The following is a 26576-nucleotide window of genomic DNA, read 5'->3' as shown; positions in this document are numbered from 1 at the left end:
GGCCTACCCTCCCCAATCCAGCAACATTTTAAGCGTCTTTAAGTATAAGGTCCGCCCCTCGCCAGCCGATGACCATGGCCGCGGCATTGGTATTGCCGGAAACCAGAGCCGGCATGACCGAAGCATCCGCCACACGCAAACCCGTTACACCGCGCACGCGCAGTTCGGGATCAACGACAGCCAGACTGTCCTGACCCATTTTACAGGTTCCGGAAACGTGAAATACGGAACTTCCCGTGCGTTTTACGACTGAAAAAATTTCATCATCCGACTGCACTTCTGATCCCGGCAGGGTCTCTTCAGCAAGAAAATCCTGCAAAGCCGGCTGCTTCATGAGGTCGCGCATATAACGCACAATATTGATGGCCGTTTGCCGGTCATTTTCCGTGTCGAAATAATTCGGTTTTATGACCGGCTGAACTGCAGGATCGGCGGATTGAATCATGACGCTGCCCTGGCTTTCGGGGCGCAACTGGAAACCATGGATCTGGATGCCGTGCCATGGTTCAAAGGCAAATTTTGCTTCTTCCCCCCCCTGAACCAGGGAAAAGGGGGCGAAAACAACCTGTGCATCAGGCCGGTCCAGTTCCGGCCGCGTCCGGACAAAACCGACAACCTCATGGGAACTGGTGGACATCAGGCCCTTCTTGAAAATAAAATACTGAAGCGCATTTTTGAGCAGGCGAAGTCCGCCAAACTGGTTATTGACGCTGCCCGGCACCTTGAGCTTCTGCTGGAGAATAGACATCCAGTGTTCGCGCAGGTTTTGCCCGACACCGGGACTATCCTGGATTACCTCGATGCCCAGCCCGCGAAGATGTTCGCCCGGACCGATCCCGGACAGCTGCAAAAGCTGAGGCGACTGCAGTGAACCGGCAGAAAGAATAATTTCCTTTGCTGCTTTATATTCACAGATTTTATCGTCTTCACGACAACGGATACCAACAGCCCGGGTTCCCTCGAACAGAATTTTTTCGACAAAGACCTTGGTGCGGACAACCAGGTTTTTGCGCTGTTTAACGGGATGCAGGAACGCACTTGCCGCGCTCACACGGACACCATCCTTGATGGTCCGCATGGTATAGCCGATGCCTTCCTGGTCAAGGCCGTTGACATCTTCCCTGTGCTTCAGTCCGAGAGACTTGCCAGCCTCGATTATTGCTTTATTAAGCGGCGTAGGTTCCGGATGGGGCGATATATGCACAGGACCACCAACGCCGCGCACACCATCCGCGCCGAGAGAGTTATCCTCCATCTTTTTGTAACACTCTCCGACAACGTCCCATCCCCAGCCTTTAGCGCCCATGGCTTCCCAGTCATCATAATCCTGGGGTTGTCCGCGCACATACAGCGTTCCATTCACTGAGCTTGATCCGCCGAGGGTCATGCCCTTCGGCCAGACCTCGTTCCGCATTGAGCCGTCTTCTCTTGGTTCGACCGCAAAGTGGCGGACATGTGACTTGCTCTGCAGCAGCGCGCCAAACCCTTTGGGCATGCTAATCAGCGGCGTTCCGTCCGTTGGCCCCGCCTCCACAAGAAGTACCCTGAACCGCCCGTTCTCGGACAGGCGGTTCGCCAGGACGCAACCGGCAGAACCGGCGCCAACGATTATATAGTCAAAGGTGTCCAATTAACCCTCACGTAGTCCTGATTAAAATGGATATACGATATACTGCGGAAGAACCGTGGTGTCGTAGACCGCACGTCTTGACAGGAACTTCGCTTCTCCGTCTTCCAGAGTAATGACATCTTCATAAACGCCCGCAGCAAGATTGCTGGATGCCTGAGGGTCAAAAGTATACTCGATTGAGAAATTGCTCCGCATCCTGAAGGTGTTTTCGGACTCCTGTTCCACGGAAAGGCGCTGAGTGAAGTGCCGGGTGCGATAGTCCTGGAAAGTTCCCTTCCAGATTTTCGTCACGAAAGTGATACGGTCTTCAATCCGCGCCCTGCAGTCGTCATACATCAGGGCAATGGGTAAATTCATTGACTCGTTTTCAGCTGACCGACAGATGTAGGTCGTATCTTTCTGCTTGCTGAAGGTATCGGCCCAACCGGACATATCCTTGTTATCAAGGGCCGAAATATACCGGTTCTGGAGATCGTCCAACTGGTACAGGACATCCGGTGTAATTGAAGTCATTATGCCTCTCCTTCTTTATGGAAGCCCATCACCTTGCGGTAATACTCCCAGCGGGGGATATTGGTCGTTTCATCATTCTGCAGAATTTCAGTCGGAATGGCCTGCAGGTCCTTCACACCTTTCTGGAAGGTCGCAACACCCGGTGAATGGCTGCCGATCTGGATACGCTGGAAAATCGCTGCATCTTCCATACTGATCATGCCGCACGGGCCAAGCAGGTTGGAGGCCTGACGCACCCTGTGCAGCGCCATTTCTTCATTGTCATCGGCTTTTGCGAAATAGGCATAATGCACCTCGGTACAATCAACAGCCCGTGGAATGGCAAAGCGGATGCTGATACAATCCAGATGTTTCACCATAATCGTGATCGGAAACAAACCACTGACGAAGGAACCTGAATTCCAATCGGCATCCTTGAATTCGATCAAAGACTCGTCTTTCAGCACACCCATGGACTTGCCCGGCTTCAACTGGGACTCGGCCCCGCCATGACAATGTTCGGTAAAGAACTGATGACCGCCGCCGGACTGCCACCCCAAAAGACGGAAACCTGTGTGCAACAGAGGCGCATGGTAACCGTCGTTATCCATATATGCCTTCCAGTTGGAAGCATATCGCACTTTCTGATAGCCCAGAAGCTTGAGCCCCTTGTCGTGACCAATCTGGTTCTTGATTGTGTCCGCTGTCCGGCCGACCCAGTCATTGAACTCAGGCGGATTGTCGCTCAGGGTCACCAGGATCAGGCCGTAAAGATCCTGCATCTTGACTTCCTTTAGACCATATTCCTCTTTGCTGAACTTGGGAGAAAAGTCTTCCGATCCCGGGCAATTCAGCAGGCTGCCGTCATTTTTGAATGACCAGCGATGATAGGGACACTCAAAACCTTTTTTGTTCCCGCAAGGGGATGTTTCGACCTGGTTCCCGCGATGGCTACAGGCATTGATAAACACACGGATTTCGTTATCTGAACCGCGAGCGATGAGAAGAGGGACTCTTCCGAGATCGAATGTTTTAAAATCTCCCGGATTGGGGATTTCGGCAGCGTGAGCCACCGGATGCCAATAGGGACCATAAAAGATATCTTCCAGTTCCTGTTCGAAGATATCAGGCCGCACGAACACCTCTTTCGGCACGTCGGTTACATCCGTCGGCCAGACAAGGTCCGGTCTAATTTCTGCTTTCTGACTCATATCCGTCTCCTATTGCTCTTCGTTTCCATCTCTGTCTCCAACATTAAACAACCCATATACGGTCATTCGACTATCTGCGCTCCTGCGCTCAACCTCATTCACAAATCAGGGAATCATCCCCAGAATGTCCTTCATACGGCGACCACGCCGGCCTGTTTCAATGACTTCACCCGTTAAATGTCCGGCTTCACTTGACGCCAGGAAGGTAATGACAGCAGCCTGTTCTGCGGCTGTCGCATATTCCGAAATAATCTCTTCATCCCTGACCAGTTTGATGAATTGCTCCATCCATTCCTGCTGTTGCTCATCAAGCGGGTTGGCGCTCCGCGGCGTTTTGCGTTCCGGCGCCATTGTCCCGCCGGGACTGACACAGTTTACGCGAATATTAAGACCCGCGAGTTCAACCGCCAGTGACCTGGTCAGCGATACAACCGCTCCTTTGCAGGCGGAATAAGGAATTCTGTAGAAACCGTCAGTCGTCGCGTTCGATCCAACATTGACGATGACGCCGCTGCCCCGGGCGCGGAACTGGTCGACGACTGCCCGACAACACATCAGGGTCGGCCACAGCGACCGGTCGACCTCGGCCCGCATTTCCTCTTCCGAAAAATGCCAGAAAGGTTTCATCCAGATGGCGCCGCCGACATTATTGACCAGGATATCAAGCCCGCCGAATTCATCTTCTGCACGCTTCATTGCTGCCTGCGCATTCTTCAGGGAAGTCAGATCACCTACAGCGCCGACAACCGAGATGCCCATACCTTTGAGCGCCTCAACGGCCTCCTGCGTAGGCCCCTCTGCCGCATCTGCAACGACAACGCTGGCCCCTTCACGGCCCAACCGTTTTGCCACCTCGAACCCAATACCCTGGGCGGCGCCGGTGACAACAGCCACCTTTCCTGCAAAACGGTCAGAGAAATATTCCTGCGCCATGATCGTCTTTTCCAATTCTATCCAGCTTTTTTCACGTCACGCGCTTCCCGGGAGGAGGCGAATGCACCGATTTTTTCAAAATAGCTCACCCACTCGTTAATGGATTGCGTGAGATGGTCTTCAATCAATCTCGCGGCCTCATCGGCATCGCGTTCAAGCACGGCATTCAGCATCGCTTCATGCTCGGCCGCCGCGTCGCGATCCTTGTAAAACTCCTCTGCCACAGCCAGGAACATATGACGATAGCGCTCATACTGCTTGTAGGCCGTATCCAGGAAATAGCGGATCCATTCGGAAGGCGCCGCGGAAATCAATGACAGATGAAACGCCCGGTGCCTGCGCTCCCATTCGGCAAGTATCTCTTCATCCTTGGGGTTCTCGGCGAAAGCCTTTGTCGCCCGTTTAAGAATATGATAGGCGGAAACAACACTGGCCTCCCAGTCATCGTCGCCATGCTTGATGGACTGACGGATCGCTTCCTTCTCAAGCAGGACACGAATCCGGCAGAGGTCTTCAAGATCTTCAGCAGAAAGGAGCGCAACACTGAAACCGCGCTGCCCCTCGGCAACAACCAGTTTGTCGGCGATCAACATCGTCAGGGCTTCGCGCAAGGTGCCGCTGCTGACACCATATTGCTGCTTCAAATGCTCAACACGTAACTTCGTACCGGGCTGATGAAGTCCGGCTATGATGTCTTTCTTCAGCTTCTCGTGGGCCATTTCGACCAGCGTTCCGCTTTTTGTGTCATCGTTTGTTGTTTTTGTCATTGTACCTAGCTCCTCCTGAGACTTACTAATGAATTGGATCTACAGTCTATTATGTCCCACAGATCCCGCATTCGCTCAAAGAAAGAATAAAAGATTCTTGTTCCTGACGACGCGCTCACCCAGCTCGATACGCCTGGAGAGAAGTCTCAGTTTTCCGCCCTCTCCCCGCCTCAGCACATCCTTGCGGCTGTATACAGAGCTCTCGCTTTCGTACTGCCGGCGGAAACGGGACACAAACCCGTAAGAGGAAACGCTGAATTCACCTTCATTTTCACCCGGAAAGGCTTCGACATTGGTCACCATGCGGAACATGCGCTGGGCCGGGTCCATCATTTGTTGCATGCCTGTCTCGAACTGGCGCACCCGCAGGTCGAGAATGCCGTAATCATCATCAAACGGCATGACTTCCCGATCTTTGTCAGGGCTCTTGTCCTTGCGAAAACGCTCGTCGCGGATCACCAGTTGGTAACGGATCTCCGGATCGACCATATCGGTAAGCCATTCACGCATCATTTCATTGTCGAGGATACGCGCTTCCCGATAGAGATGCTGTTCTATCTCGTGATGCACTTCCATGGAAACAGGTTCGCGATCTGTCATTTTGAGTTACTCCCGTTCTCGGTTTCCCTAGCCACTCAGGCGTTCTTGTTGCGAAGGAGGTCTTCCTTCCAGCTTTCGGTTTTCGCTTCCAGCTCCGACCAACTGGCTGAACCCATACAGTCAGCCCAGGAGCGATAAAAACCCCTCTGCCCGTGCTCACTGAGGAAATTACCAATGACGCCTGGATAATCCGGATCTTCACGTTCATACCCCATACCCATCTGCAGGTTCATCCGGCCCTGGCGTGTTACATGCCCCTGGTTGGGTTTGGCGATATATTCAAAGTTATCGATATCATCACTCTCCAGGATACCAGCCGTGCCAAAGACACGATGGACCGCCACTTTGAGGCGTTGCTTCAGATCATCGGGCATGTCCTTCTCGGCAAAGGCCCAGGTCATGATCTCCATTTTGTCAGGCCCGACCGGGTGCCAGGCTTTAAACACATAGGTGCCAATCAAATAGGAACAGTTGGGGAAGATGGTACCATCCCAGTGCTCTGCATACAGCTTGGCGGCTTTCTCACCAATTTTGGGGGCCATTTCAGCTGCTCGACGACCCTGCCACTCAAACAGGTCGGGACAGTTCGGCGACAGCAGAACGGGACCGGGACTATGGCTGATGCCGTGGCCGTGGCCATAACGGGTCGTTACCTGAAAACCGGCATTGGGGTCTGCAAAAGCAACCTGCGGCATGACTTCACCGATCATTGCCTTCAGGGCATTTGCATGGGTCCAGCCGATATGGTAGGAGTCACCGATAAAGTTTTCCGGCGGAGACTTCCAGTTGGACTTGATAATGGAGCGGCTTGGCGGGCCTAAAAACTCGAGACCGCCGGGCACGTCGGCCCAGATATCCATATACCAGGCCGCATCACCCAGATAGTCAACCAGCGACGGCGCATTGGCATCCATACAGCCAAAGATAAAACCCTTGTAACTTTCGACCTTGGCAACCGGGCGCAAGCCCCATTGGGCTCTGTCAAAGGCAGGACCATAAGCTTCCTGCTCTGCAGGAACGCTTTTCAGTTCTCCATCAACGCCAAAGGCCCAGCCGTGATATGCGCAGGAAAAGGCCCGGGCATTACCGGCTTCCGCCATACACAGCTTCATTCCGCGGTGACGGCACTGGTTCAGGAAAGCCCTCACTGTTCCATCTTTCTGACGGGTGACGACAACTTCGTCCTCGCCCATTTTGGTAACGAAAAAATCACCATAGTTCGGGATCTGGCTTTCGTGTGTCAGGAAAAGCCAGCAGCGCGCGAAAATCCGCTCGAGCTCCTGCTCATAGATTTCCCGTTCCCAGAATATCCGGCGACTTTGCGTCCCGTTCTCTACGTCTACCAGGTCTTTAATATCCACCATATGCTTTCTCCAGTTGACTTCTCACTGCGCATCCGCACGCTGCAAGCGGCAGCCCCTAACCTTATGACTGCTCCGCCAGAAATTCCTCAAGAAGATCGAGACGATCGTTCCCCCACCACATTTCGTCACCGACCATCATCGTCGGAGCACCAAACACACCCCGTTCCTGGGCTGCCTTGTTGCCTTCCTCATAAAGGCTTGCAGCAGCATCAGATTGAACAAATTCAAGGAATTCTTCGGGCGACCAGCCCATCTGACGGGCTACATCACCCAGAAGTTCGTCGCTGTTAAAGTCGCCGGCAGATCCAAATGTCGCACGCCACAAGGCGTTCACATAGTCCTCGGCCTGCCCTTTCTCGATAGCGTAAAAGACACCTTTGTTCGCCCGTTCCGTCACAGGTATGACATTGGCAAAGGCAAGCGGAACGTCATATTTTTTCGACCAGCGGGTAAAGTCAGCCATCGCATAACGAAGCTTTGCGGGCATCTGCGCCGTCGCCGGCCCGGTATTACCGGCCGCCAGCTTGGCCGCCTTCAGGTCAATAGGCCTGTAGGTGATGCTATAGCCGTATTTCTTAGCCAGCGCCGGCAGTTGGCTATTGGCGAGATAGGCGTAAGGACTGATAAAGTCGAAATAGAAATCGATGTTTTTCATCTTAAATCCTGTCCTCACCCTGCAAGCTTGACTTCGGCAAAACCCATGCCTGTAATCCACTGTGGCACGGCTTCATAAGAAATTGTTTCAGTCGTGGCGCCGGGAAAGGCACCCATCGCACAAATCCAGTTCTTGATTTCGAGACAGCCGTCGCCGCCTTCGTTCAGGATAGTCTCGTCATCGAGGGCGATCAGGCCTTCGATATCGCCATTCGTGAACATATCGAGAATACGGTGATCAAATTCCGGGTTAATGCGGCCCATGCCGACACTGCCGACCCAGTGGCTGATGCCGCCGGTACCGTAAACCACTACCCGTTCATTTCCTGACCAGGATTCAACTGCGCGCTTGATGCTCTCACCAATCTGATAGGCCCGACGGCTCGGGATGATCGGCGCCACGGCGGCGTTCAGGTATATCGGAATAGTCCTCAGTCCCGGAACCGTCTTGACCGCAAGATGATGGGGAATGGCAATCGAGTGATCAACAGTCAGTGATTTCGCAAAGGACCAGTCGATGCCTTCATCATAGCCCGTCTTCAGAATATGGTTGGCAAGTGCTTCATTATTTTCAATCGGCGCCCGCTCGATGTTAAGGAACGGTTCCACCGGTCCGTCCACATCACCTGTCGCGATCAGGCAGGCGGGGAAACAATGGGGACCAAAATTGGTGTAATGATCATCACCGATCACGATCGCAGTATCCGCTTCCAGTTCCTTGACGCGATTTGAGATTTTCTCAAAGGAGTCAAAAATGGTTTTGCTCTGGGCTGGATCCGCGGCCTGTGGCGCAACTGTCAGCATCGGGTTATGCGGCATCAGAAAACCGCCGACTATTTCAGCCATAACTAATTCCTTTTTCTCTCATTCAAGAAGGTCAAGCCTGCGGCTTGTGAATCTCTTCGACATATTTCATGCCTGCTTCGGGACCATTGACAGCCGCATAAGCCATCAGCAACACCATCGGATGAACCCCGTTATCCAACATGGCCCTGAGCTGCCAGCCAGCCACCAGAGCACGCTCCTTGTCATCAATATTATACTGACTCAAATAAGAGTCAGCATCCTCACGCAGAGCCTGCGCCAAGGCAGGGTTGATGCTCGCCTGCCACAGTGCTTTTTCGATTGCATTAATGCTCATCTGATCCTCCTGGATACGGGTGTAACACTCGTTACGCTTTTACTTTTTTGGCCAGTTCCGCCCAGCCACGACCTGACGCGCGAGCACCATCAAGATATTCTTCCGGCACGTAGGTATAGGGAGGACGACACGGTCCGGCCTTCATCCAGCCACCGGCATTGATCCGTTCCTTTTCCAGACCGATGTTATACTTGTTGAATTCCTCAAAGTTATTCCCGCCCGGGATCAGCGGCCACAGCGTTTTGCCGACTTCCCCGATCAGTTCCTCGGCTGCAGCAAAATCATTGGAGGACACAGCCTGCGCCACAACGTCCCGGATATGGGAAGCAAGGCTCGGGTCACAAGCCGCACCACTGGACCAGAAAGCGTTACAGAACTTCGGATCCACCTTCACGGCCTCAAGGTACATCGCCTCAATCGGCAAAAACTTGACCTTGCCTTTTGTTGCTTCCAGATCAGCCGCAAGGGTCGGAATGGCACCATATTTTGCCATGATCACCTGCGGAATATCAGCCACCTTTTCCCAGAACTCGGTCGCGAAGGCAAAGCGGAAGGCAGCATGGTTGGCATAAACACAGATCGCCATATCGGGACAGGCTTCCGCCACATCCTTGTAGAACTTCACCGCTGTCGTCATGTCAGCGGCACACCACATGGGCAGGCCCAGCATGGTACCGGCTGCGCCCAGATCCTGGGCCTCGCGGGTCTGCTCAATGGTTTCCCGTGTACCCAGGGCCGTCGTACCTGCAAAGAACGGGATCCGGCCAGCAGCAGCTTCTACCGCCGTGCCAATAAACTTTCTTTTTTCGTCCCGGGTCAGGGTGGCGCATTCGCCCAGGGTGCCGAGGGAAAGAATACCGTCGATACCGGCATCCACCATCCCCTCTACCGCACGCGTCACTTCATCTGCATCAACAGTGTCAGTTGCATGCCAGTCCGAGGCGTTATCCGTCGCCGGGGTAGGCATAATCGCCCATGCACCCTGAACTTCGTCAACAGTCATCAGTTTTTTATTCGCAGCCATAGTTAAACTCTTTCCCTTTGGTAAATCGAAAACATCAATTAATAGAACCGGTCAAAATACATCTGTTTTGACGGCACTTTATATTCGAGCAGAAGTAGCCTCTGCACGGCGTCAGTCATCGGCGGAGGTCCGCAGAAGTAGTAGTCAAAGCCCTTAATATCTTCACCCAGGGTATTTTTGACTAACTCGTGCACGAAACCACGCTCGCCCGTCCAGTCTCTGGCCCCGGGAGCCTCATCATCCGAAATGGCAGTATGCAGCTCCACACGCTCACTCAGCAGGGGATCCGCCGCAATAATGTCGGAAACACAAATATCCTGAGGGCCACGACCGCCGTAAAACAGCAGCAGGCGACGATCATTCAGTTCAGACGCCTGTACCGCACCGCGCAGGATCGACAGAACCGGTGACAAACCGGACCCACCGGCAACACAAACAATATCCCGCCCGTTCCCGGTCCGCAGGTAGCTGTTGCCATAAGGACCATCAAGCGAGATTTCATCGCCGGCCTTCAGCGTGTCAAACAGGAAGGCCGTTCCCTTGCCGCCCGGAACCCGCTTGATGACAAAGTTCCACAGACCCTCATCGTTAGGCAGGTTGCTCATGGAATAGGCCCGGAGCCCCTCCACTCCCGGCAGGCCAAGCATGGCAAACTGCCCGGGCAGGAACTCAGCCCCCTGCTCTGCCTTGAAACTAAATTCAGACATATCCGAAGTCAGCCGGGTTAGGCCGACCAAAGCAAGCTTTTGCCGTTTCGGCATGACGGCCGGAACATATTCATCCCTGAAGGATGCCTTGATGGTAAGGTCCGTTTTGGGCACACACTGGCAGGCCAGACGCCGACCCCGCTCACGGGCACGAGGCGACAATCCTGGCGCATCAGACCACAGTTCATCAACTTCACCGTCTATCAGTTCAAACTGACAGGAGCCACAGCCGCCGGAATTGCATTCATACGGAAAGCCGTTTCCATTCCGCAGCGCGCCACCCAGAATCGTATCGTCTTCATCGCAACGAAACGCCTGATCTTCAGCACCTGAAACCTGAATAGAAAAACTCTTCATATGAAGCCATCCACAACTTGTATCTGAACGAGACTGAAACCTTTGGCCCCAGCGCCGCGGGATATTTTTGCTACCTTTAAAACGACAACAATAATAATTTAGTAAAATCTCGATATTTTTTATTTTTGCAGTTAATCAGCTATAATATCGACTGTCAAGCGATAAGTAATCAGGAAACCAATAAATATAAGCAGCAGGAAAAATGGCGATAAAAGCACCGCATACCAACGCGGTCACCGGCCCAGTTCAGGCCCGATTAAACGCATACTAGACGGCTGATATTTTACTCAGCCTTCCGGCAATCCAAAGTTTTTCACAAACTCTTCCGTTCCCGCTTCTAGGGGAATGCGTAACGTGTTCAACACACCGGAAAACAGCATATAGTTGCCGATGGTAAACAGCAGTTCCACCATCTGGGGGGTGTCCCATTCCCTGGACAGGGACGCCCAAAGCTCATCATCCAGGCAATAGTTTTCCAGATACTGATCGACCGCCACCAGCAGATCCCTGTCCTTGTCCGACCAAAGGGAAGAGGAAGGCCCCTTTTTCACTTCCAGAATTTCTTCCGCGCTCAAACCGACATGAAGGCCGAATGGCACATGACTGATCCACTCGTAATCGGATTTGGTTCTCCAGGCGATGTACAGCGTGACCAGTTCGCGCTCCCTATCCGGCAGGCTGGACTGAAAAAGCAAATGAGAACCAAAGGCCAGAAACTTGGTGGACAACGCCGGATGCTGTGCAAGATATTTGATAATTTCGCGGCTCGGTCCTTTTTCACGCGCCTCAGGCCCTTCCATGACCTCAAAAAGGTCGCGCATTTCCTCCGTCCATTCAGAGTCTTTAACGGGCGGAATGCGGGGCTCAAGTTTTGACATAGCTGTAATCCTCAATTCAATAACAGGGTTCCTGATCACCTGATCCCTTATAGCTTTACCTTCAACAGGTCTTTGGGCAATAGCCGGCAAGGGATCCGATCAAAAATTATATGATGTATTTTCATCTGCCTAGCTCTTTATCGGCACATATCTTGCAGTTTCAGGGGTGACATAAGTGACATCCCACTCTGGCTCATGCTCCTTCAGCCAGTCCGGCATGTCGTGCACAAAGGTAAAGGCGGCAAAGGCTGCGCCCCAGACCCGCGGACGCCAGTTATCATCCAGCTGGTCGCAATCGGCGCCATATTCCACTTCGCCGCCAGCCGGAGACGGCATATAGAGGAACAGTTCGGAACTCACACGGTGACGGCCAAAGCCCCAGCCATTGTCCTCATAGCCCTTGCGTGTCATGTAGGTTTTCCCCGCCATGATCTCATCCAGATCCTCAACCCCGAAATTAACATGATGGAAGCGGAACTTTCCGTCAAAGCCGAACAGGGCCTGATTGGCGTCCGCCAGCATGCTGCTGTGATGGTTGGTGGAACGGCCCGCACGAATATAATAGCCGACACCCTTCTGAATATCACTCATCTTGAAGCCCAGTCGCTCGCTGTAGAAATCAAATGCCTCGTTGACATCCAGGAAGGTCCAGACACAGTGGCTGATGGTCTTGGGAATCGCACGGGACAGCCATTTACGCGGCACATTCATCCGGTTCACCACGCCCGGTGCATTGGTCGGCGACGGCGCACAGGTAAAGGGGCGGGGCTGAAAAACACGGAGGCCGATCGCCTGACCGAAGGAGGTGACAAAATGTGCCGTTCCGGTTTCGTCAACCGTCACATCGTGATCCTGTGACAAATCGGCGACCAGATCATCCAGATCATCCTGGCTCGCCACTGCCCAGATACACTCATGGACACCCGGGCCGACCAGTTCGCTTTTCGGGATCCGGCTGTCGCCCAGCGGATACAGCCGCACCCGCTGACCGCTGACCACTTCAAACAACGCATGATCGCTGTCGTTGTGACGCTTGCTAAGGCCAAAGTCCTCAAAAAACTGTACGCAGGTGTCAAAATCCTCGACGCCATAAATGATTTCTGCAATTCCGGTAATCGGCACGGCTCAGCTCCCTTGTCTCAAATGCAGTCTCGAACCTTGTAAGCGCAGAACAAAAACCGCGACGGCCCAAAGTCCGTAACCTCCTTCGTCATTGGAGAAAGACTAGGGGATCACCGAAAGACTTGTAAAATCGTTATTAGTTATCAGACATATCGGAAAGAGTTATGCGTCTCTTTACTGACCCAGTTCTTTGAATTATCGGCCGCCCGGTCCGGGTACAGGTCGCCGAATGAGGTGGGAAGAGCCTCTTCGATTACCTGCCCCGGTCACGGACGATATTCAAGGACCTGGAAAAAGAGTGTTGCCGCTACCGCCGGCAGCGGCAAAATATTTGAATAAGCGGCTAAAGCAGCGGATTCGTTATTTCACCGCCCAGCGTAGCAAGTCCCCAGATGGAATAATTCAGATCGCCGGCAAACAGGATATGACTTCCACCGGCATGGGCGTCACGGAATATCCGCTGAATGGGGTAGCTGTCATAAATACCGTTCGCCCCTGCCAATGTGTGCAGCATATCCACGGCCTCTGTGCATAGCTGAACCCCGTAGGAGACATTTCGCTTGGAGCGCAACTTCCTCTCCTGGTCCGGCACTTCGTTACGATTGGCAAGCTCCTGACCTTCCAGCATGTCGGAACGGATGAGTTGACGTGCGGCATCGATTCTTGCCGCCGCGCCGCCAATACGCATCTGTATCGCCTGGATATCCCGCATCTTGGCACCCGTTGTCACGGCACTGCGTTGCTTGATGGACTCAGTGGTGAGTTCCAGCGCCGCCTGGGCATTGCCAACGACGGCAGATGAGATCACATGACCGGACAGCATGGAAAGCGCCACTTTGTAGACTGAGCTCGGGTTTGATTTGGCCCCGGGGAAACTGTCCCCGCCCACCAGATCATTCATGCTGATCGCCATATGGGCAGGCACAAAGATATCTTTCGCCTCCACCGTCATACTACCGGTAGAACGCATCCCCAATACATGCCAGTCGTCAATGACCTTATATTGCGAGTCAGGGATCACGATCAAGATATAATCAAGGACCTTGTCACCGTTACGCACTGTCGCTGCAAGCATATTCCAGCTGGACACATGAACACCGCTCGAGAAATTCCAGCGGCCGCTGACCTGGTAACCATCCTCAACAGGTGTTGCCTGCCCCTGGGACGGGATCACGCCGGAGGCAATGCCCGCATCAGGATCCTGTCCCCAGACCGTTTCCTGTGCTTTGTCATCATAAAGAGCCAGCATCCAGTGGTGGATCAGAAGATTGGACGCGGTCCAGGCCGTTGACGCGCATCCGCGACCAAGCTCATAGCAGATATCGAAGACTGATACGAAATCAAGCTCCATACCGCCCCAGCGCTTGGGTTGCAAGGCACGAAGCACGCCTGAGCTGTGCAGTTCTTCCATAGTCTCCGGCAGAACGATGCGGGCCTCTTCGGCTTTTGCTGCGCGTTCGCGCAGAGCCGGCACCATATTGCGGGCGCGGTTAACAGCTTCATCAAAAGATACATCGGCAAAAGAAGGCGTACTCATTATTTGTCTCCCCGGTTGGCGGCAATACATCTGCATTTGTCGAATTGATGCAACTCGATCATGTTCCCACAGGGATCATGAACAAAAATCTGCTGGGTTTCGCCGGCAGAACTGGTGAAATAGGAAACGCCCTGCCGGTCCAGCTCTTCTTTTGCTTCGGTGATATTCTCAACTGCCAGAGCCACATGCGGCGCTGCAGGATCCTGCCCCGGTCCTTTGGCAACCACAGACGGAAAGGCCCCGCCAATCAGATGAATTTGTCCGCCATCACCGACATTAATCCACCAGCCGGGAACTTCCGGGATGTTCGGGCGGCCCTCGTCATGCCCCATGCCCAGGACAGTAGTATAAAAATCGTGAACCGCATCCAGATCCTCTCCTCCATCCCCGACCCTTACGGCGTGATGGTGAATACCAACAACTTTGATTGCCATTTGAATTACTCTCCTTTTTTTTAGACCGGACCCGTACAACATTCACGATAGAAAGCGCGACCAGACCGCAAGCCAACCCGTCCAAAATCTTTTCTTCACATGTTGCAAAGGGTATCGGATGGCTGGAAGCCTTGTAAAATCGATCTTAATTATCAGACACATCAGGGCGGCTTATATGGCTGCAAATTTTGTCTGCCTGATTTCTGCGTTAATAATATTTCCGCGTTTCGTGGCCGTCTCGTATCCTCAATCATCCGCCACCGGTGAAAAGCCGAGAGTCCCGGTGGCCGGTAATCGCATAACCCTGTCTGATACGTCCGATAATTAACATCGATTTTACAAAGCCTTCGGTGATCCGATAACGTCATGGACAATCGAAGTTCAGATATCAGAACGGCTGCTGATCAGGCACGTCGCATTTTGCCCTGCCTCAACACGCCGTCTTTTTCGCTACGCAGGAAGGTTTATTCGCAATGCAAGAAACAAGAGTACCGGTCTATGAAGCTCTTGCCGCCGATATAAAAGAACTCGGCGTCGAATGCGTATTCGGGCTAATGAGTGACGATACCGCCCAGTTAATCGCCATGATCGATTCCGTGGGCGTGCGTTTTTACGGCGCCCGCCATGAAAATAACGCCGTCTCCATGGCGGAAGGTTATGCGGCGGCAACGGGACGCCTCGGCATTGTCATCATTGGCCGCGGCCCGGCAACCACCAACAGCATGAACGGGGCCAATTACGCCAACCGCACCGGCTCACCGGTATTGATGATCTACGGCGATGCGCCTAATGTGGAGAAAGCAGCCAATTCTGTGGGGCCGGACCGCAAAAGCCTGGATACCATGGCCCTGCTCCATGCCGCCGGAATCAAGACTTTCAGGGCAAACGATGCTGTCACTGCGCGACGTACTTTTGTACAGGCCGCCGCAGCCGCGCAGCATGGTGCAGCGGCACTTCTGCTTCCGTCCAATGTCCAGCAGGCACAGGTTGACCCTGCGGCAACGGCTCCGGGTTCCTTTGAAGCGGCCAAATACACCCCACAGCCAGCCCGGGACAGTGCCCTTCAGGCTGCAGTTTCACTACTTGAAAAAAGCCGCAAACCTCTGATTATAGCCGGCATCGGTGCTCATGCCGCAGGGGCGCGCGAGGAGATTATCCGCCTGGCGGACCATATCGGCGCGGCGCTGGTCACCACCATGAAAGCCAAGGACATGTTCCGCGACCATCCTTTTAATTGCGGTATATTGGGCTCCTTTTCCAACGTGGGCGGCCGACGCCTGATCGAACAGGCGGACTGCGTCATAGCCATCGGCGCCAGCCTCAACCAGCAAACGACCAGCTTTGCAACCGCCATTCCCGAAGGCTTGCCGGTGATCCATATTGACAAAAATCGCCCAAACATCGGCCGCTGGTTTGACGCGGACCTGGGACTTGTCGGCGATGCCAAACTTATTACAGAACAGTTACTTGAAAAACTTCCCTCACGCAACACATCAGAAATGGAAATGCGCAGCGAAGAGAATGAACGCTGGCTCGCCGATTTTAGTCTGGCTGATGATTTCGAGGCTATGAATACCCCGCGCACCATGGACGCCAGATCCCTCGCCCTCGAACTCAACAGCCTGCTTCCCGCGGATCGGAACCTGGTCTGGGATTCGGGTAACATGCTCGGCACTGTGCCTTATATTTCCTGTCCCGGCCCGTCTCACTTCAAGCATACGGGCGATTCAGCCTCCATCGGCATGGGTTTCGGAACAGCCATGGGATTCGCCGCCGGCACACCTGACCGGACCACGGTTCTGCTCATGGGAGATGGCAGTTTCCTGATGAATATGGGTGAACTGGAAACGGTGGCGCGCGAATATATACCTCTGGTCATCGTTCTGATGAATGACTGCGCCTATGGCGCCGAACTGCACTTCCTGCAGGATCGCGGCATGCCGGTCCAGCTGTCACAGTTCCCGGATATCGACTTTGCCCCGGTGGCGGAATCGTTTGGCTTTGAAGCCTTCACCGTACGTACACTGAACGAACTGCGCGCCCTCGCCCCGACGCTGGGGAACCCGGACGGCCCGGTCTTTCTCGACTGCAAGATCAATGCGTCCGTCGTTGCCGCCTTCATGCATGAAGGCCCCGCCCACGCCGCCGAGAAGCCGTAAATAAACCTGGAGATGGATATGACAACACCAAAAGATTTTGACGGCCGGGAACTCAGGAGCGTCCTTGGTCGCTTCTACACCGGGGTGACTGTGGTAACGACTGTAGCAAAAGACGGCACGCCTTGCGGCGTGACCGCAAATTCCTTCACATCAGTCTCCCTGGATCCGCCGCTCGTCCTGTGGAATCAGGCACTGACGTCACAAAGCCATCCCGTTTATCGCGACGCCGACCGCTTTGTCATCAACATCCTGGCGGAAGACCAGATTGATGTCTCACAGCGTTTTTCCCGCCCCTGCGAAGACAAATTCGACGGCATATCCGTGACCGAAGGCTTGGGTGGTGTACCGGTGATCAATGGCTGCTGTGCGGTACTTGAGTGCCGCAAGATCGCCACACATGAAGGCGGCGACCACGCCATATTTATCGGTCAGGTCGAGCATATCATCAGCAGCGACCACAGTCCTCTGCTCTTTGGTGACGGCAAATATATGAAAGCCCTTCCCCTCGAACCCGTCGAATAGGGTTGCAGGCAGGGCGTAAAAACTTACTGTCTATTGTCAGGTGCAATCAGCTGTAGCGCGGCCTGATTTGCAATTGCGATTCACGGGCAACACCCAATATCAGTTCACGGAACCAGATGTGTCCCGGATCCGCATCACTGCGGGAATGCCAGACAAGGAATTCTCCAATCGCCGGAATTTCAAATGGCGGCTTGATTGTTTTCACAAACTGGCGCAGATGATCATCAACCAGCAATGCAGGGACAACGGCAACACAATCGGAATTCATCACGCAGGTGATGGCCAGTTCGAAACTGGGTACGCTCAGATTTGGCCGGGGACGACAGCTTTGGTGGTCCAGTGTACTTTCCACAAAACTGGACAGAATCCGCGCCAGACGGGTCTCTATATATGGCAGGGCGCAGAACTCCTCATAAGTCATATTCTCCGTTACATGGTCATTGTTGCTGGCGGCAACCAGCACCCACTCATCCGAGAAAACATGAGTATAACTGAACTCTTCGATGGACGAACTGGGGTTAATCAGTTTGGTTTGCTGGAAGGTAATCGCGCAATCTATGCTGCCTGTCTCTACCCGTGACAGGGTTTCAGAGCTGATCTCCTCTATGATACAGGATATACCGGGATATGATTTTGTGATCTTCTCCACCAGCCCTGCCATCAAAACTTCAGCAGAATAGGAAGACATTGCTATTTTATAAGTTCTCTCGGTCAGGGTGGGGTCAAATTCCGCGCCACTGAGGATTGTCGATTCTATCTGAATGAGCAATTCCTTCACCGGCTTTATCATGGCCTGTGCCCGGGGGGTGAGAACAAACTCCCGTCCGACTTTCTCCAATATTTCATCGCCGGTATGTTGACGCAGCTTGGCAAGCGCGGCACTGACAGCCGGCTGGGAAACATGTACCCTCTCGGCCGCCCTGGTGACGCTTTGCTCGTCAAGCAGTGCATCGAGAATAACAATAAGGTTTAGATCAAGACCCTTGAAATGCACGTTCTTATCCTTACTGCAACATCAGAAATTACTGATGGCGCCATTTGTTTGTTTCCCCTGTTTCAACGGAAACAGATACCGCCATGAATTTATACCATTTTGATTGCAAGTTCCACCAGCTTCGCCCACCCCCTATGTTTCCGGAATGTTGCGTTCCTCGACAATCGAAAGGCCATATCCCTCAAGCCCCACCATAGTGTGATGATTGTTGGTCAGCAGCACCATGTCACTTATGCCAAGATCGGCCAGTATCTGTGCACCGATGCCATAGCTGCGGATCTGCATATCTTCAGCTTCGGACTCAATCGCCTTCTGCAGGGAGCTTTGACCAATGGACGTAAAAATCACGATCACGCCTGAGCCTTCCTCGCCAATCTCGGTCATGGCGCGCTGAAGAAGGCGCTTGCGCGGCCCCGGCTGGCCCAGAAGGTCGGTAAATATCGAGGTTCCGTGCATCCGCACCAAGGTAGGTCGCTCCGGTGTGATTTCACCTTTTTGCAATACGGGCGTTTCACTGCCGTCAATGGTGTTCCGATAGATACTGAGCGTCCATTCGCCGCCGTAATCAGAGTGAAACGGCATGCTGGAAACCCGCTCAACATGATGATCATTCAGCCGCCGGTAGGCGATCAGGTCGCGGATAGCGCCGATTTTCATATTATGGAACTGAGCGAAAGAAACCAGATCGTCCATCCGTGCCATGGTACCGTCATCGTTCATGATTTCGCAAATTACGCCTGAGGGATTAAGACCGGCGAGCCGGGACACATCGACCGCAGCCTCCGTATGGCCGGCACGCACCAGCACCCCGCCCTCGCGCGCCACCAGGGGAAACACATGTCCCGGCGTGGCAATCGTCTCCGGGCCATTGGCGGCATCAATGGCCACCGAAATCGTACGCGCCCGGTCTGCGGCAGAAATACCAGTGGTTACTCCGCTGCTGGCCTCAATCGATACTGTGAACGCGGTTTCAAAGGACGTGCTGTTCTTGCGCTCCATCGGGCTCAGACCCAGTTGATCGGCCCTTTTTTTAGTCATCGAGAGGCAAATCAGCCCCCGTCCGTGTTTAGCCATGAAATTGATGGCATCCGGCGTCGCCATTTGCGCAGGAATGACAAGGTCGCCCTCGTTCTCCCTGTCTTCGTCATCGACAAGAATGAACATGCGGCCATTCCGGGCCTCCTCGATAATTTCCAAAGGAGACGATAAAAACTCATACGACATGCGCAAACTCCCGTTTATCAGTGAACAAGCCTTGTGACAGGAGCGATATAATGACCGCCCACCTGGCGCTTGGATTTCCCTCTGCTATATCCTCTGTGCGGGACAGTCTCAGGCTGCCGGCTTGAGCTCGGCGAAGCCGCAGCCGGTGACCCAGGTCGGGATCGGCTCATAGGCGATGGTTTCCGCTTTGGCGCCTTCCATGATGCCCAGGGCACAGATCCAGTTCTTGATCTCCAGCGCCCCGTTGCCGGCCTTCTCCAGAACCATCTCGTCAGGCAGCGCAATCAGGCCGTCAATATCGCCCTGCTCCACCATCTCCAGGATCTTGCGGTCAAACGCCTCGTTGACAACGCCCATGCCCGGGCCGCCGACCCAATGGCTGATGCCGCCGGTGCCGAACACCGCAACCCGCTCAGTCCCGGACCAGCTCTCAACCGCATGGCGGATGCTCCGGCCGATCTCATAAGCCCGGCGGCTTCGGATCAGCGGCTCTACAACACAGTTCAGATAGATCGGGATCGCCTTCACCCCAAGCCGTTTCAATGACATGTGATAGGGAATGGCCACAGAATGGTCAACATCCAGCGCCTTGGCAAAGGACCAGTCAATGCCTTCTTTATAACCTGTCTCCAGGATATGCTGGGCCAGAGGTTCGTTGTTGGGGATCGCATCCCCGGCCAGGCCCAGCGTCTGCGCATGGGCCGAAACCCCCACATCACCGGTCGCAATCAGGCAGCTCGGAATGCAGTGCGGGCCGAAATTCTCATAATGGTCATCGCCAATGATGATCACCGTATCCGCCCCGAGCTCCTCGACCCGTTGCGAGATAAAGGCAAAGGCCTTGTCGGATGCCTCTTTCTGCCAGGGCTCTTCACCATATCCGCCGGTCGGGATCGACGGCACATGCGGCATCAGGAAACCACCTATCAACTCTGCCATAATCTCACTCTCTCTTTTGCCTGCCGGGTGCGGCTATAATTTCCTGCTACGCCGCCGGCGCATTTACGATGTCAAAATAATCATGCAGCCGTTCCGGACCGTAGATGGTCTGGAAGGCCATCAGCACCAGAAGCGCATTGGCCCCCTGGTCCATCAGCGCCATCACATCAACGGACGTCAGCGCCCTGCGCTCCTTGTCGTCAAGACGGAATTCACTGGCATAGCCTTCCGCATCCGACCGGAAACGTTCCACATCCCCGGGTACAAGATACATCTGCCAAAGAGCTTTCTCCAAAGCATTCGCGCTCATGATATCCTCCTTCAATCGGTCACATGGGAAATTCCGGCTCTGGCGGCGGTTTCAAAGCCGCCGCCGGACTGTTCCGGATATCAGGCCGCGATGGGCTCTTCACCTTCCAGTGTGGTACGGTGCAGTTCGCGATTACAATCCAGCGGATAAGGCATGGCACGATGCAAGGTGCCGGTATTGTCCCACATCACCATGTCACCTACCGACCATTTGTGGCTGTAGTGAAACGGCTCACTGGTCGCCCACTCCCGCAGCCTGTTGAGAAGCTTCGCGCTCTCCATATGGTCCATGCCGACCACGTGACGGGCCGTGCAGCCCAGCACCAGGGACTTGCGACCGGATTTATGAGTCCAGACAAGCGGCAACTCAATCTCGCCAACAGACATAAACCGCTCGAGCTTTTCCTGTTCCGGTTCCGGCTCGTAATAATAGAGGGTGTTCCACGCCGAATGCATGACCCGAAGACCCTCGAGACTGGTTTTATCTTCCTCGGAAAGTTCATCGTAAGCTGCATAGGTGTTGCAGAACTCGGTATTTCCGCCGGAAGGCGACAACACCTTGGAGCTCAGCAACGATGCCAAAATCGGCTTCGCCTGCATGGTGCCGTCAAAATGCCAATAGAACGACCCCTTCAGATATTCCACACCCGCCGACTTGGCAGGATCCAGCGAGATCGGGAAAACTTCCTCTCCGCTGCGCTCCTTCCCGGCAGTACCGAGGGTTCTGGTAAATTGCAGGTGCTCTTCGTCATTGAAGTCAATCTTCGGAAAAACAAGCACGCCGCGTTGCTCAAGCAACTCACGAATTTCAGCAGCATGGACGCCACTCAGCAGCTCTTCTTTGCTGGCAAGAATTTCAGAAGCAATTTTCGGTTTAATATCCCTTGTCTTCAGGGTCGCAGTCATAACGTTATACTCCCAAGTCTAGATTCGAAGTCATTATCCGGAACCAACATTAATTTGTCAATATTAATGAATAATCTCGATAATTTATTATGTTAAAAATATTTACACCGGATTTCTTTAAGGAAAGGGCTTTGTTGCCGGACATATGAGGAAACAGGCCGCCGTAATGGCAGCCTGTTCCTTCGTTTCAGTTAAAGACCGCCAAGGGCGATATATTTAATCTCGACGTAATCATCTGCCCCGTATTTGGACCCTTCGCGGCCAAGACCTGAGGCCTTGACGCCGCCGAACGGCACTACCTCGGAGGAAATGAAACCTTCATTCACCCCGATGATGCCGAACTCCAGACCGGACGACACTCTGAAAATTCTGCCAACATCCCGGGCATAGAAGTATGAGGCGAGCCCGTAAGGTGTGTCATTCGCAAGCTCCAGGGCCTCTTCTTCCGTTTCAAACCTGAACAGGGGTGCCACAGGTCCGAATGTCTCATCACTGAAAATCAGGGCTTCCCTGGGGACCTCGGTCAGAACCGTAGGTTCAAAAAAGTTGCCTCCAAGCTCATGACGTTTACCGCCGACAGTAATTTTTGCACCTTTGGCAACGGCATCGGAGATATGCTCCTCAACCTTTGCCACAGCGTTCTGATCGATCAGAGGGCCCTGGGCAACATCTGCGTCTACGCCGTTCCCCACTTTAAGCCGGGCAGTTTCTTCCGAGAGCCGCTTTGCAAATTCATCATAGATACCCGCCTGCACCAGCATTCTGTTGGCGGCGACACAGGCCTGGCCACAGTTGCGATATTTGGCCGCCATGGCGCCTGCAACAGCCGCGTCGATATCCGCATCATCAAACACAATGAACGGTGCATTCCCGCCCAGCTCCATACTTGTTTTCTTGATGGTCGGTGCACATTGTTCAAGCAGCTTGGCGCCGACTTCCGTCGAACCGGTGAAGGACAGTTTGCGAACCACGGGATTACCGGTCAATTCACCGCCGATTTCACGGGCGGAACCAGTAACGATGTTGCAGACGCCCTTGGGCAGGCCTGCCCGTTCTGCCAGAACACCGAGGGCAAAGGCGGAAAAAGGAGTTTGCGACGCCGGCTTGATGACACCGGTACAACCAACGGCCCAGCCCGGGCCGGCCTTGCGGGTGATCATCGCAGACGGGAAGTTCCAGGGTGTGATGGCGGCGAAGACACCGATCGGCGCCTTTTCAACCAGAATCCGGCGACCGGGCATGTTCGGCGGAATAATATCGCCGTAGATACGTTTGGCCTCCTCGGCAAACCACTCGATAAAGCCGGCGGAATAGAGAATCTCGCCTTTTGCTTCGGCCAGGGTCTTGCCCTGCTCGGCCGTCAGGATCAGGGCCAGGTCGTCAATATGTTCGTGCATCAGGTTAAACAGGTTACGCAGCACGGCGGAGCGCTCTTTCGGCAGAACTTCCCGCCATTTCTTCAGCGCCCGGCCTGCTGCGGCAATTGCCCGCGCCGTCTCGGCCTGTCCGGCCTTCGGTGCGCGCCCAACCAGTTCCCCTGTGGCAGGGTTACGGATCTCGATTATCTCTCCACTGTCGGCCTGGACCCATTCGCCATCAATAAGCATGGCCTGGCGAAACAGGTCGGGATCGGCAAGATTGAGTTTCATAGGTGTTTCGTTAGTCATTTCTCACTCCCTCATTCAGGGTTGCGGCCGATGAAAAACTCTTCATCGGGATCAGAAGTCGGATTCAGGCCGGCCAGTTCCAGGCCGCGGCGAAGGGTGACCATGTCTTTCTTATAGACACGGGCGGTCGGACCGCGCAGAGGACCACCGTTATAGCCCTGCAGCCAGCCGTGATATTTCCACAGCATTCGGTTCAGCAATCCCATACCGCCGAAGCCGACACCAAGAACTGCCTTGCGGGCCGGATCAATCCGGTACCATTCCTGGGTTGCCTCGTCGAACTTGCCCGCCTGAAGCAGGGCATGCATCCTGGGCAGCCAGTCACCGAAGTAAGCGGAATAGTTGGTGCCGGAAAACGGAATGGGCATGAGCTGACCCAGCGGTATCAGATCAAATTCCAGCGGTGAAGAAATCACGACTTCCTTATGAAATTCACGGTGCACTTCGATCTGCGCCATAAAGTTCGGATAACCGCCTTCGGCCTTGATCGCCACAATATTGGGGCAGTCATCAACCAGACGACGCAATATCGGCACCGGAATATCGGCCGGGTGCAATCTGGAGAAACCCCAGGTCGGAACCGGGAACAGCATAACCGCCAGATCGGTGGCATCACAAAATGCCTTTGTGTAATTATAAACATCCTCAAGCGACTGCGGATTAAAGTAGGGTGGATAACAAAGCAGAACAAATTCCGCACCAGCTTCCTCAGCAACTTTCACCGCCTCGATATTATCCTCAAGCGTATTGAATGCCGCATGATGGATGGTGAGCATCCGGCCCTGGGCCTGATCGACCATGATCTTGCAGAACTGGCCATACTCTTCCAGCGTCATCGCCACTTCCGAACAGGCTAGGCTGCCGATGAAGCCGTGACCGATCGCGGTCTCGACGTCGTGTCGGATTGCTGTTTCATTAAGAGATTTAAAATCGGATTTCATGGTCGGAATGGTGACATGTGCCACGCCAACCAGCTTTTCTCTTGCCCAGGCACGGGCTTCACTTTTGATATATTCAGGCATCTTTGTAATCCTAACAGTGAATTGATCAGACGTACTTTGTATCGAAAACAATCGGCAGTTCGGTGGCACATCCCTTCTCAAGGGCCCGGTCAAGGATCATCCCGGCAACAACCACATCCTGCAGTCCCCCGCCAACCGACTTGAACATGGGATAGTGGGCCACAGCCAAACTCTCCTCCAATGCACCGGACAGAAGATCATTAAGGGAGAAACACTTGTCCTCCACATTCACTCCTGCCGCGGCAGCCGCAATCATGTCGCCGGTTTCGCTCACCACTTCATGCACCATGTCACAGACAATGATGTCACTTTGCTCTGCCACAGAGACATCAATTTCACGCTGCTGGGGAACGGTCGACCCGATAGACACCGTCACCGCACCGGGTTTTATCCAGTTTCCAAAGAGAATAGGTTTCTCACCGTGGGACCGTGCAGCTGCCAGGACCACATCAGCACCCGTGACAGCCTCTTCGGCACTAGCCGCCGGAGTTGTGTTCACACCCAGTTCGCCGCCAATTGTATTGGCGAAACGTTCCCGGCTGGCCGGGGTCGGACTGAAGACGACAATCTCGTCAAAGTCGCGGACAGCGGCGAAGGCCCGTGTGTGCATTTGTGCTTCCAGTCCGCTGCCCAGAACGGCCAGTCTCGCGGTCTGGGCCGGCGCCATTTTATCCAGCGCGGCAGCAGAGGTCGCAGCGGTCCGGTAACCGGTCACCTTTTCCGCGTCAACAAAGGCGGCGATGCGGCTGGTCTCACGATCATAGAGAACGATGACATACTGGACGCCCGGCTCAGACGCCTCGGACGCCATGCCCATCAATTTTGCGCCGAAATAACGGCCGCCGGGTGGCACTGCCGGCAATGTCCGGAGCCAGGACTTGCCACTGGACGCAATCGAGCGGGCCGGCGTGGCCGCTTCCTCATGCGGATTGGAATAAACCTGCTGCAATGCAGTGATTGCAGACTTCCAGTCGAAGACTTCTGCCGCCGCTTCGGACGATATGAATACGGGAGAGACCTTTTCGGAGCCCATTACACACCTCTCTGAAAACTGAAATATTCTCTGTTGAACCATCTTCCGCGAACCTTTTTTCCAGGTTGACAGACGAATCTGGATCAAACATTGAATTGTTTTATTTAATACTTTAACTTGTATCAATGCCTAAATTGATTTTTAAATTGCGTCAATGCCTAAATTGATTTTTAATACATATCAAGCTATTAATTGATTTAAGAACCCAGAGGCGGCATCACCAACACAGCCAAACCCTTAAGCGCGAGTCGAATATGAAAAAGACATCCCGAACCGATCAGCAAAGAGATCGCGACCTGGCGAAATTGCGCGATTACGTGAACCAGGCACGCCGGGACAACAAACGGCGCCTGCCGCCGGAAGTAAGTCTTGTCGAGGAACTGGGGATATCGCGCGCCAAACTGCGGGGCCTGATGAAGACTTTGGAAAAAGAAGGCCTGATCTGGCGCCATGTCGGCAAGGGGACCTTTATCGGTGAACGCTCACTCACCACTGAGCTCACCTCCATGCCTGAAGTGCTCACTCCTCCGGAAGCGTTTGAAGCGCGTCTGGTCATTGAACCGCAGATCGCCGCGCTGGCGGCGCGCCGGGCGACACCGGCACAGATTGAAGAAATGAAACACTGCCTCAGCCAGATGCAGGAACTTGACGACTTTGATCAATGGGCTGTCTGGGATGAACGTCTGCACCGCCTTGTGGCAAAAGCCGCCGGCAACAAACTGTTGCTGGCCGTGTATGACACGGTCCGGGAAAGTGCCCCGTCCGGCATGCGCAATATCATTAACCGGGTATTTTCATCCGCCACACGCAAGGAAAGCAACCTGGAGCACCAGCGATTTATCGAGGCAATTGCCAACCATGACCCGAAGAGCGCGGAGTCACTGATAAGAATTCATCTGCAGGCGGTCCGGCAGATTATGTTCGGGGATTTATAGTTCCCTGCCCCCTCT

The 26576-nt window shown here is 54.0% G+C and carries 27 protein-coding genes; 3 read left to right on the top strand and 24 right to left on the bottom strand.

What is annotated here, in order from left to right:
* Positions 1–28: 28 nt before the first annotated feature.
* The 16 genes from ACORNT_RS11325 to ACORNT_RS11250 all read right to left on the bottom strand — a co-directional run bounded on the left by ACORNT_RS11325 (position 29) and on the right by ACORNT_RS11250 (position 14851).
* Positions 29–1630 carry a GMC family oxidoreductase gene (locus ACORNT_RS11325; protein WP_321390656.1) on the bottom strand — a complete coding sequence of 534 codons (1602 nt, stop codon included), beginning with the start codon at positions 1628–1630 and terminating at the stop codon, positions 29–31.
* Positions 1631–1651: 21 nt separating this feature from the next.
* The gene (locus ACORNT_RS11320) at positions 1652–2143 is read right to left on the bottom strand and encodes an aromatic-ring-hydroxylating dioxygenase subunit beta (protein ID WP_321390653.1); all 492 of its coding nucleotides are present in this window, start codon (positions 2141–2143) and stop codon (positions 1652–1654) included.
* Positions 2143–3333, bottom strand: coding sequence for an aromatic ring-hydroxylating dioxygenase subunit alpha (locus ACORNT_RS11315; protein ID WP_321390651.1), 1191 nt, complete (start codon positions 3331–3333; stop codon positions 2143–2145). The genes ACORNT_RS11320 and ACORNT_RS11315 overlap by 1 nt, the downstream gene beginning before the upstream one ends.
* A gap of 105 nt (positions 3334–3438) precedes the next feature.
* On the bottom strand, positions 3439–4266 hold the full coding sequence (locus tag ACORNT_RS11310) for an SDR family NAD(P)-dependent oxidoreductase (protein WP_321390647.1): 828 nt from the start codon (positions 4264–4266) through the stop codon (positions 3439–3441).
* A gap of 17 nt (positions 4267–4283) precedes the next feature.
* Positions 4284–5033, bottom strand: coding sequence for a GntR family transcriptional regulator (locus tag ACORNT_RS11305; protein ID WP_321390645.1), 750 nt, complete (start codon positions 5031–5033; stop codon positions 4284–4286).
* Between the two features lie 75 nt (positions 5034–5108).
* The gene (locus ACORNT_RS11300; protein ID WP_321390642.1) at positions 5109–5633 is read right to left on the bottom strand and encodes an aromatic-ring-hydroxylating dioxygenase subunit beta; all 525 of its coding nucleotides are present in this window, start codon (positions 5631–5633) and stop codon (positions 5109–5111) included.
* Between the two features lie 35 nt (positions 5634–5668).
* Complete coding sequence (locus ACORNT_RS11295) at positions 5669–6997, bottom strand: aromatic ring-hydroxylating dioxygenase subunit alpha (RefSeq protein ID WP_321390639.1); 1329 nt, start codon at positions 6995–6997, stop codon at positions 5669–5671.
* Positions 6998–7058: 61 nt separating this feature from the next.
* Positions 7059–7652, bottom strand: a complete 594-nt coding sequence (locus tag ACORNT_RS11290) for a 2-hydroxychromene-2-carboxylate isomerase (RefSeq protein WP_321390636.1) — start codon at positions 7650–7652, stop codon at positions 7059–7061.
* A gap of 14 nt (positions 7653–7666) precedes the next feature.
* Positions 7667–8497, bottom strand: coding sequence for a hypothetical protein (locus ACORNT_RS11285; RefSeq protein ID WP_321390634.1), 831 nt, complete (start codon positions 8495–8497; stop codon positions 7667–7669).
* A 31-nt stretch (positions 8498–8528) separates the two neighbouring features.
* Positions 8529–8792, bottom strand: a complete 264-nt coding sequence (locus ACORNT_RS11280; protein WP_321390632.1) for a hypothetical protein — start codon at positions 8790–8792, stop codon at positions 8529–8531.
* A gap of 31 nt (positions 8793–8823) precedes the next feature.
* Positions 8824–9816 (bottom strand): dihydrodipicolinate synthase family protein, encoded by a 993-nt coding sequence (locus tag ACORNT_RS11275; protein WP_321390630.1) that lies wholly within the window; start codon positions 9814–9816, stop codon positions 8824–8826.
* A gap of 38 nt (positions 9817–9854) precedes the next feature.
* Complete coding sequence (locus ACORNT_RS11270; protein WP_321390627.1) at positions 9855–10880, bottom strand: 2Fe-2S iron-sulfur cluster-binding protein; 1026 nt, start codon at positions 10878–10880, stop codon at positions 9855–9857.
* A 287-nt stretch (positions 10881–11167) separates the two neighbouring features.
* Positions 11168–11758, bottom strand: a complete 591-nt coding sequence (locus ACORNT_RS11265; RefSeq protein WP_321390625.1) for a carboxymuconolactone decarboxylase family protein — start codon at positions 11756–11758, stop codon at positions 11168–11170.
* A gap of 129 nt (positions 11759–11887) precedes the next feature.
* Positions 11888–12880 carry a VOC family protein gene (locus ACORNT_RS11260; protein ID WP_321390622.1) on the bottom strand — a complete coding sequence of 331 codons (993 nt, stop codon included), beginning with the start codon at positions 12878–12880 and terminating at the stop codon, positions 11888–11890.
* A gap of 343 nt (positions 12881–13223) precedes the next feature.
* Positions 13224–14417, bottom strand: a complete 1194-nt coding sequence (locus tag ACORNT_RS11255; RefSeq protein WP_321390619.1) for an acyl-CoA dehydrogenase family protein — start codon at positions 14415–14417, stop codon at positions 13224–13226.
* Positions 14417–14851, bottom strand: a complete 435-nt coding sequence (locus ACORNT_RS11250; RefSeq protein ID WP_321390616.1) for a VOC family protein — start codon at positions 14849–14851, stop codon at positions 14417–14419. Before ACORNT_RS11250 ends, ACORNT_RS11255 begins: the two co-directional genes overlap by 1 nt.
* Before the next feature lie 473 nt (positions 14852–15324).
* Here ACORNT_RS11250 and ACORNT_RS11245 point away from each other — a divergent pair, with 473 nt between their 5' ends.
* Both ACORNT_RS11245 and ACORNT_RS11240 read left to right on the top strand, forming a co-directional pair.
* On the top strand, positions 15325–17010 hold the full coding sequence (locus ACORNT_RS11245; protein ID WP_321390612.1) for a thiamine pyrophosphate-binding protein: 1686 nt from the start codon (positions 15325–15327) through the stop codon (positions 17008–17010).
* Positions 17011–17028: 18 nt separating this feature from the next.
* Positions 17029–17532 carry a flavin reductase family protein gene (locus tag ACORNT_RS11240; protein WP_321390609.1) on the top strand — a complete coding sequence of 168 codons (504 nt, stop codon included), beginning with the start codon at positions 17029–17031 and terminating at the stop codon, positions 17530–17532.
* 46 nt (positions 17533–17578) lie between these two features.
* On the opposite strand, the gene ACORNT_RS11235 is transcribed toward ACORNT_RS11240, so the two are convergent.
* The 8 genes from ACORNT_RS11235 to ACORNT_RS11200 all read right to left on the bottom strand — a co-directional run bounded on the left by ACORNT_RS11235 (position 17579) and on the right by ACORNT_RS11200 (position 25626).
* Positions 17579–18526: a LysR family transcriptional regulator gene (locus ACORNT_RS11235; RefSeq protein WP_321390607.1), complete on the bottom strand. Its 948-nt coding sequence runs from the start codon at positions 18524–18526 to the stop codon at positions 17579–17581.
* A 132-nt stretch (positions 18527–18658) separates the two neighbouring features.
* Positions 18659–19750 carry a 3,4-dihydroxy-2-butanone-4-phosphate synthase gene (gene ribB / locus ACORNT_RS11230; protein ID WP_321390604.1) on the bottom strand — a complete coding sequence of 364 codons (1092 nt, stop codon included), beginning with the start codon at positions 19748–19750 and terminating at the stop codon, positions 18659–18661.
* Between the two features lie 108 nt (positions 19751–19858).
* Positions 19859–20689, bottom strand: a complete 831-nt coding sequence (locus tag ACORNT_RS11225) for a hypothetical protein (RefSeq protein ID WP_321390601.1) — start codon at positions 20687–20689, stop codon at positions 19859–19861.
* Positions 20690–20735: 46 nt separating this feature from the next.
* Positions 20736–20999 carry a hypothetical protein gene (locus ACORNT_RS11220; protein ID WP_321390598.1) on the bottom strand — a complete coding sequence of 88 codons (264 nt, stop codon included), beginning with the start codon at positions 20997–20999 and terminating at the stop codon, positions 20736–20738.
* An 80-nt stretch (positions 21000–21079) separates the two neighbouring features.
* Positions 21080–21904 (bottom strand): TauD/TfdA family dioxygenase, encoded by an 825-nt coding sequence (locus tag ACORNT_RS11215; RefSeq protein WP_321390594.1) that lies wholly within the window; start codon positions 21902–21904, stop codon positions 21080–21082.
* 191 nt (positions 21905–22095) lie between these two features.
* A complete protein-coding gene (locus ACORNT_RS11210; protein WP_321390592.1) occupies positions 22096–23571 on the bottom strand; it encodes an NAD-dependent succinate-semialdehyde dehydrogenase in 1476 nt (491 codons plus the stop codon).
* Positions 23572–23582: 11 nt separating this feature from the next.
* On the bottom strand, positions 23583–24593 hold the full coding sequence (locus ACORNT_RS11205) for a dihydrodipicolinate synthase family protein (protein ID WP_321390589.1): 1011 nt from the start codon (positions 24591–24593) through the stop codon (positions 23583–23585).
* Between the two features lie 25 nt (positions 24594–24618).
* Positions 24619–25626, bottom strand: coding sequence for an ornithine cyclodeaminase family protein (locus tag ACORNT_RS11200; protein ID WP_321390587.1), 1008 nt, complete (start codon positions 25624–25626; stop codon positions 24619–24621).
* A gap of 254 nt (positions 25627–25880) precedes the next feature.
* Between ACORNT_RS11200 and ACORNT_RS11195 the strand changes: the two genes are divergently transcribed.
* Entirely contained in the window at positions 25881–26561 is a 681-nt protein-coding gene (locus tag ACORNT_RS11195) for a FadR/GntR family transcriptional regulator (RefSeq protein WP_321390584.1), read from the top strand.
* The last annotated feature ends 15 nt before the right edge of the window (positions 26562–26576 follow it).

It is taken from the genome of Emcibacter sp., from assembly GCF_963675455.1.
Taxonomy (GTDB): Bacteria; Pseudomonadota; Alphaproteobacteria; order Sphingomonadales; family Emcibacteraceae; genus Emcibacter.
This window is presented reverse-complemented; position numbering and strand designations above follow the sequence as displayed.

Excerpts from the sequence above, each read along its gene's own strand:
- ACORNT_RS11320 (WP_321390653.1), bottom strand. The coding sequence starts at position 2,143 with ATGACTTCAATTACACCGGATGTCCTGTACCAGTTGGACGATCTCCAG.
- ACORNT_RS11315 (WP_321390651.1), bottom strand. The coding sequence starts at position 3,333 with ATGAGTCAGAAAGCAGAAATTAGACCGGACCTTGTCTGGCCGACGGAT.
- ACORNT_RS11310 (WP_321390647.1), bottom strand. The coding sequence starts at position 4,266 with ATGGCGCAGGAATATTTCTCTGACCGTTTTGCAGGAAAGGTGGCTGTT.
- ACORNT_RS11305 (WP_321390645.1), bottom strand. The coding sequence starts at position 5,033 with ATGACAAAAACAACAAACGATGACACAAAAAGCGGAACGCTGGTCGAA.
- ACORNT_RS11300 (WP_321390642.1), bottom strand. The coding sequence starts at position 5,633 with ATGACAGATCGCGAACCTGTTTCCATGGAAGTGCATCACGAGATAGAA.
- ACORNT_RS11295 (WP_321390639.1), bottom strand. The coding sequence starts at position 6,997 with ATGGTGGATATTAAAGACCTGGTAGACGTAGAGAACGGGACGCAAAGT.
- ACORNT_RS11290 (WP_321390636.1), bottom strand. The coding sequence starts at position 7,652 with ATGAAAAACATCGATTTCTATTTCGACTTTATCAGTCCTTACGCCTAT.
- ACORNT_RS11285 (WP_321390634.1), bottom strand. The coding sequence starts at position 8,497 with ATGGCTGAAATAGTCGGCGGTTTTCTGATGCCGCATAACCCGATGCTG.
- ACORNT_RS11280 (WP_321390632.1), bottom strand. The coding sequence starts at position 8,792 with ATGAGCATTAATGCAATCGAAAAAGCACTGTGGCAGGCGAGCATCAAC.
- ACORNT_RS11275 (WP_321390630.1), bottom strand. The coding sequence starts at position 9,816 with ATGGCTGCGAATAAAAAACTGATGACTGTTGACGAAGTTCAGGGTGCA.
- ACORNT_RS11270 (WP_321390627.1), bottom strand. The coding sequence starts at position 10,880 with ATGAAGAGTTTTTCTATTCAGGTTTCAGGTGCTGAAGATCAGGCGTTT.
- ACORNT_RS11265 (WP_321390625.1), bottom strand. The coding sequence starts at position 11,758 with ATGTCAAAACTTGAGCCCCGCATTCCGCCCGTTAAAGACTCTGAATGG.
- ACORNT_RS11255 (WP_321390619.1), bottom strand. The coding sequence starts at position 14,417 with ATGAGTACGCCTTCTTTTGCCGATGTATCTTTTGATGAAGCTGTTAAC.
- ACORNT_RS11250 (WP_321390616.1), bottom strand. The coding sequence starts at position 14,851 with ATGGCAATCAAAGTTGTTGGTATTCACCATCACGCCGTAAGGGTCGGG.
- ACORNT_RS11245 (WP_321390612.1), top strand. The coding sequence starts at position 15,325 with ATGCAAGAAACAAGAGTACCGGTCTATGAAGCTCTTGCCGCCGATATA.
- ACORNT_RS11240 (WP_321390609.1), top strand. The coding sequence starts at position 17,029 with ATGACAACACCAAAAGATTTTGACGGCCGGGAACTCAGGAGCGTCCTT.
- ribB (WP_321390604.1), bottom strand. The coding sequence starts at position 19,750 with ATGTCGTATGAGTTTTTATCGTCTCCTTTGGAAATTATCGAGGAGGCC.
- ACORNT_RS11225 (WP_321390601.1), bottom strand. The coding sequence starts at position 20,689 with ATGGCAGAGTTGATAGGTGGTTTCCTGATGCCGCATGTGCCGTCGATC.
- ACORNT_RS11220 (WP_321390598.1), bottom strand. The coding sequence starts at position 20,999 with ATGAGCGCGAATGCTTTGGAGAAAGCTCTTTGGCAGATGTATCTTGTA.
- ACORNT_RS11215 (WP_321390594.1), bottom strand. The coding sequence starts at position 21,904 with ATGACTGCGACCCTGAAGACAAGGGATATTAAACCGAAAATTGCTTCT.
- ACORNT_RS11210 (WP_321390592.1), bottom strand. The coding sequence starts at position 23,571 with ATGACTAACGAAACACCTATGAAACTCAATCTTGCCGATCCCGACCTG.
- ACORNT_RS11205 (WP_321390589.1), bottom strand. The coding sequence starts at position 24,593 with ATGCCTGAATATATCAAAAGTGAAGCCCGTGCCTGGGCAAGAGAAAAG.
- ACORNT_RS11200 (WP_321390587.1), bottom strand. The coding sequence starts at position 25,626 with ATGGGCTCCGAAAAGGTCTCTCCCGTATTCATATCGTCCGAAGCGGCG.
- ACORNT_RS11195 (WP_321390584.1), top strand. The coding sequence starts at position 25,881 with ATGAAAAAGACATCCCGAACCGATCAGCAAAGAGATCGCGACCTGGCG.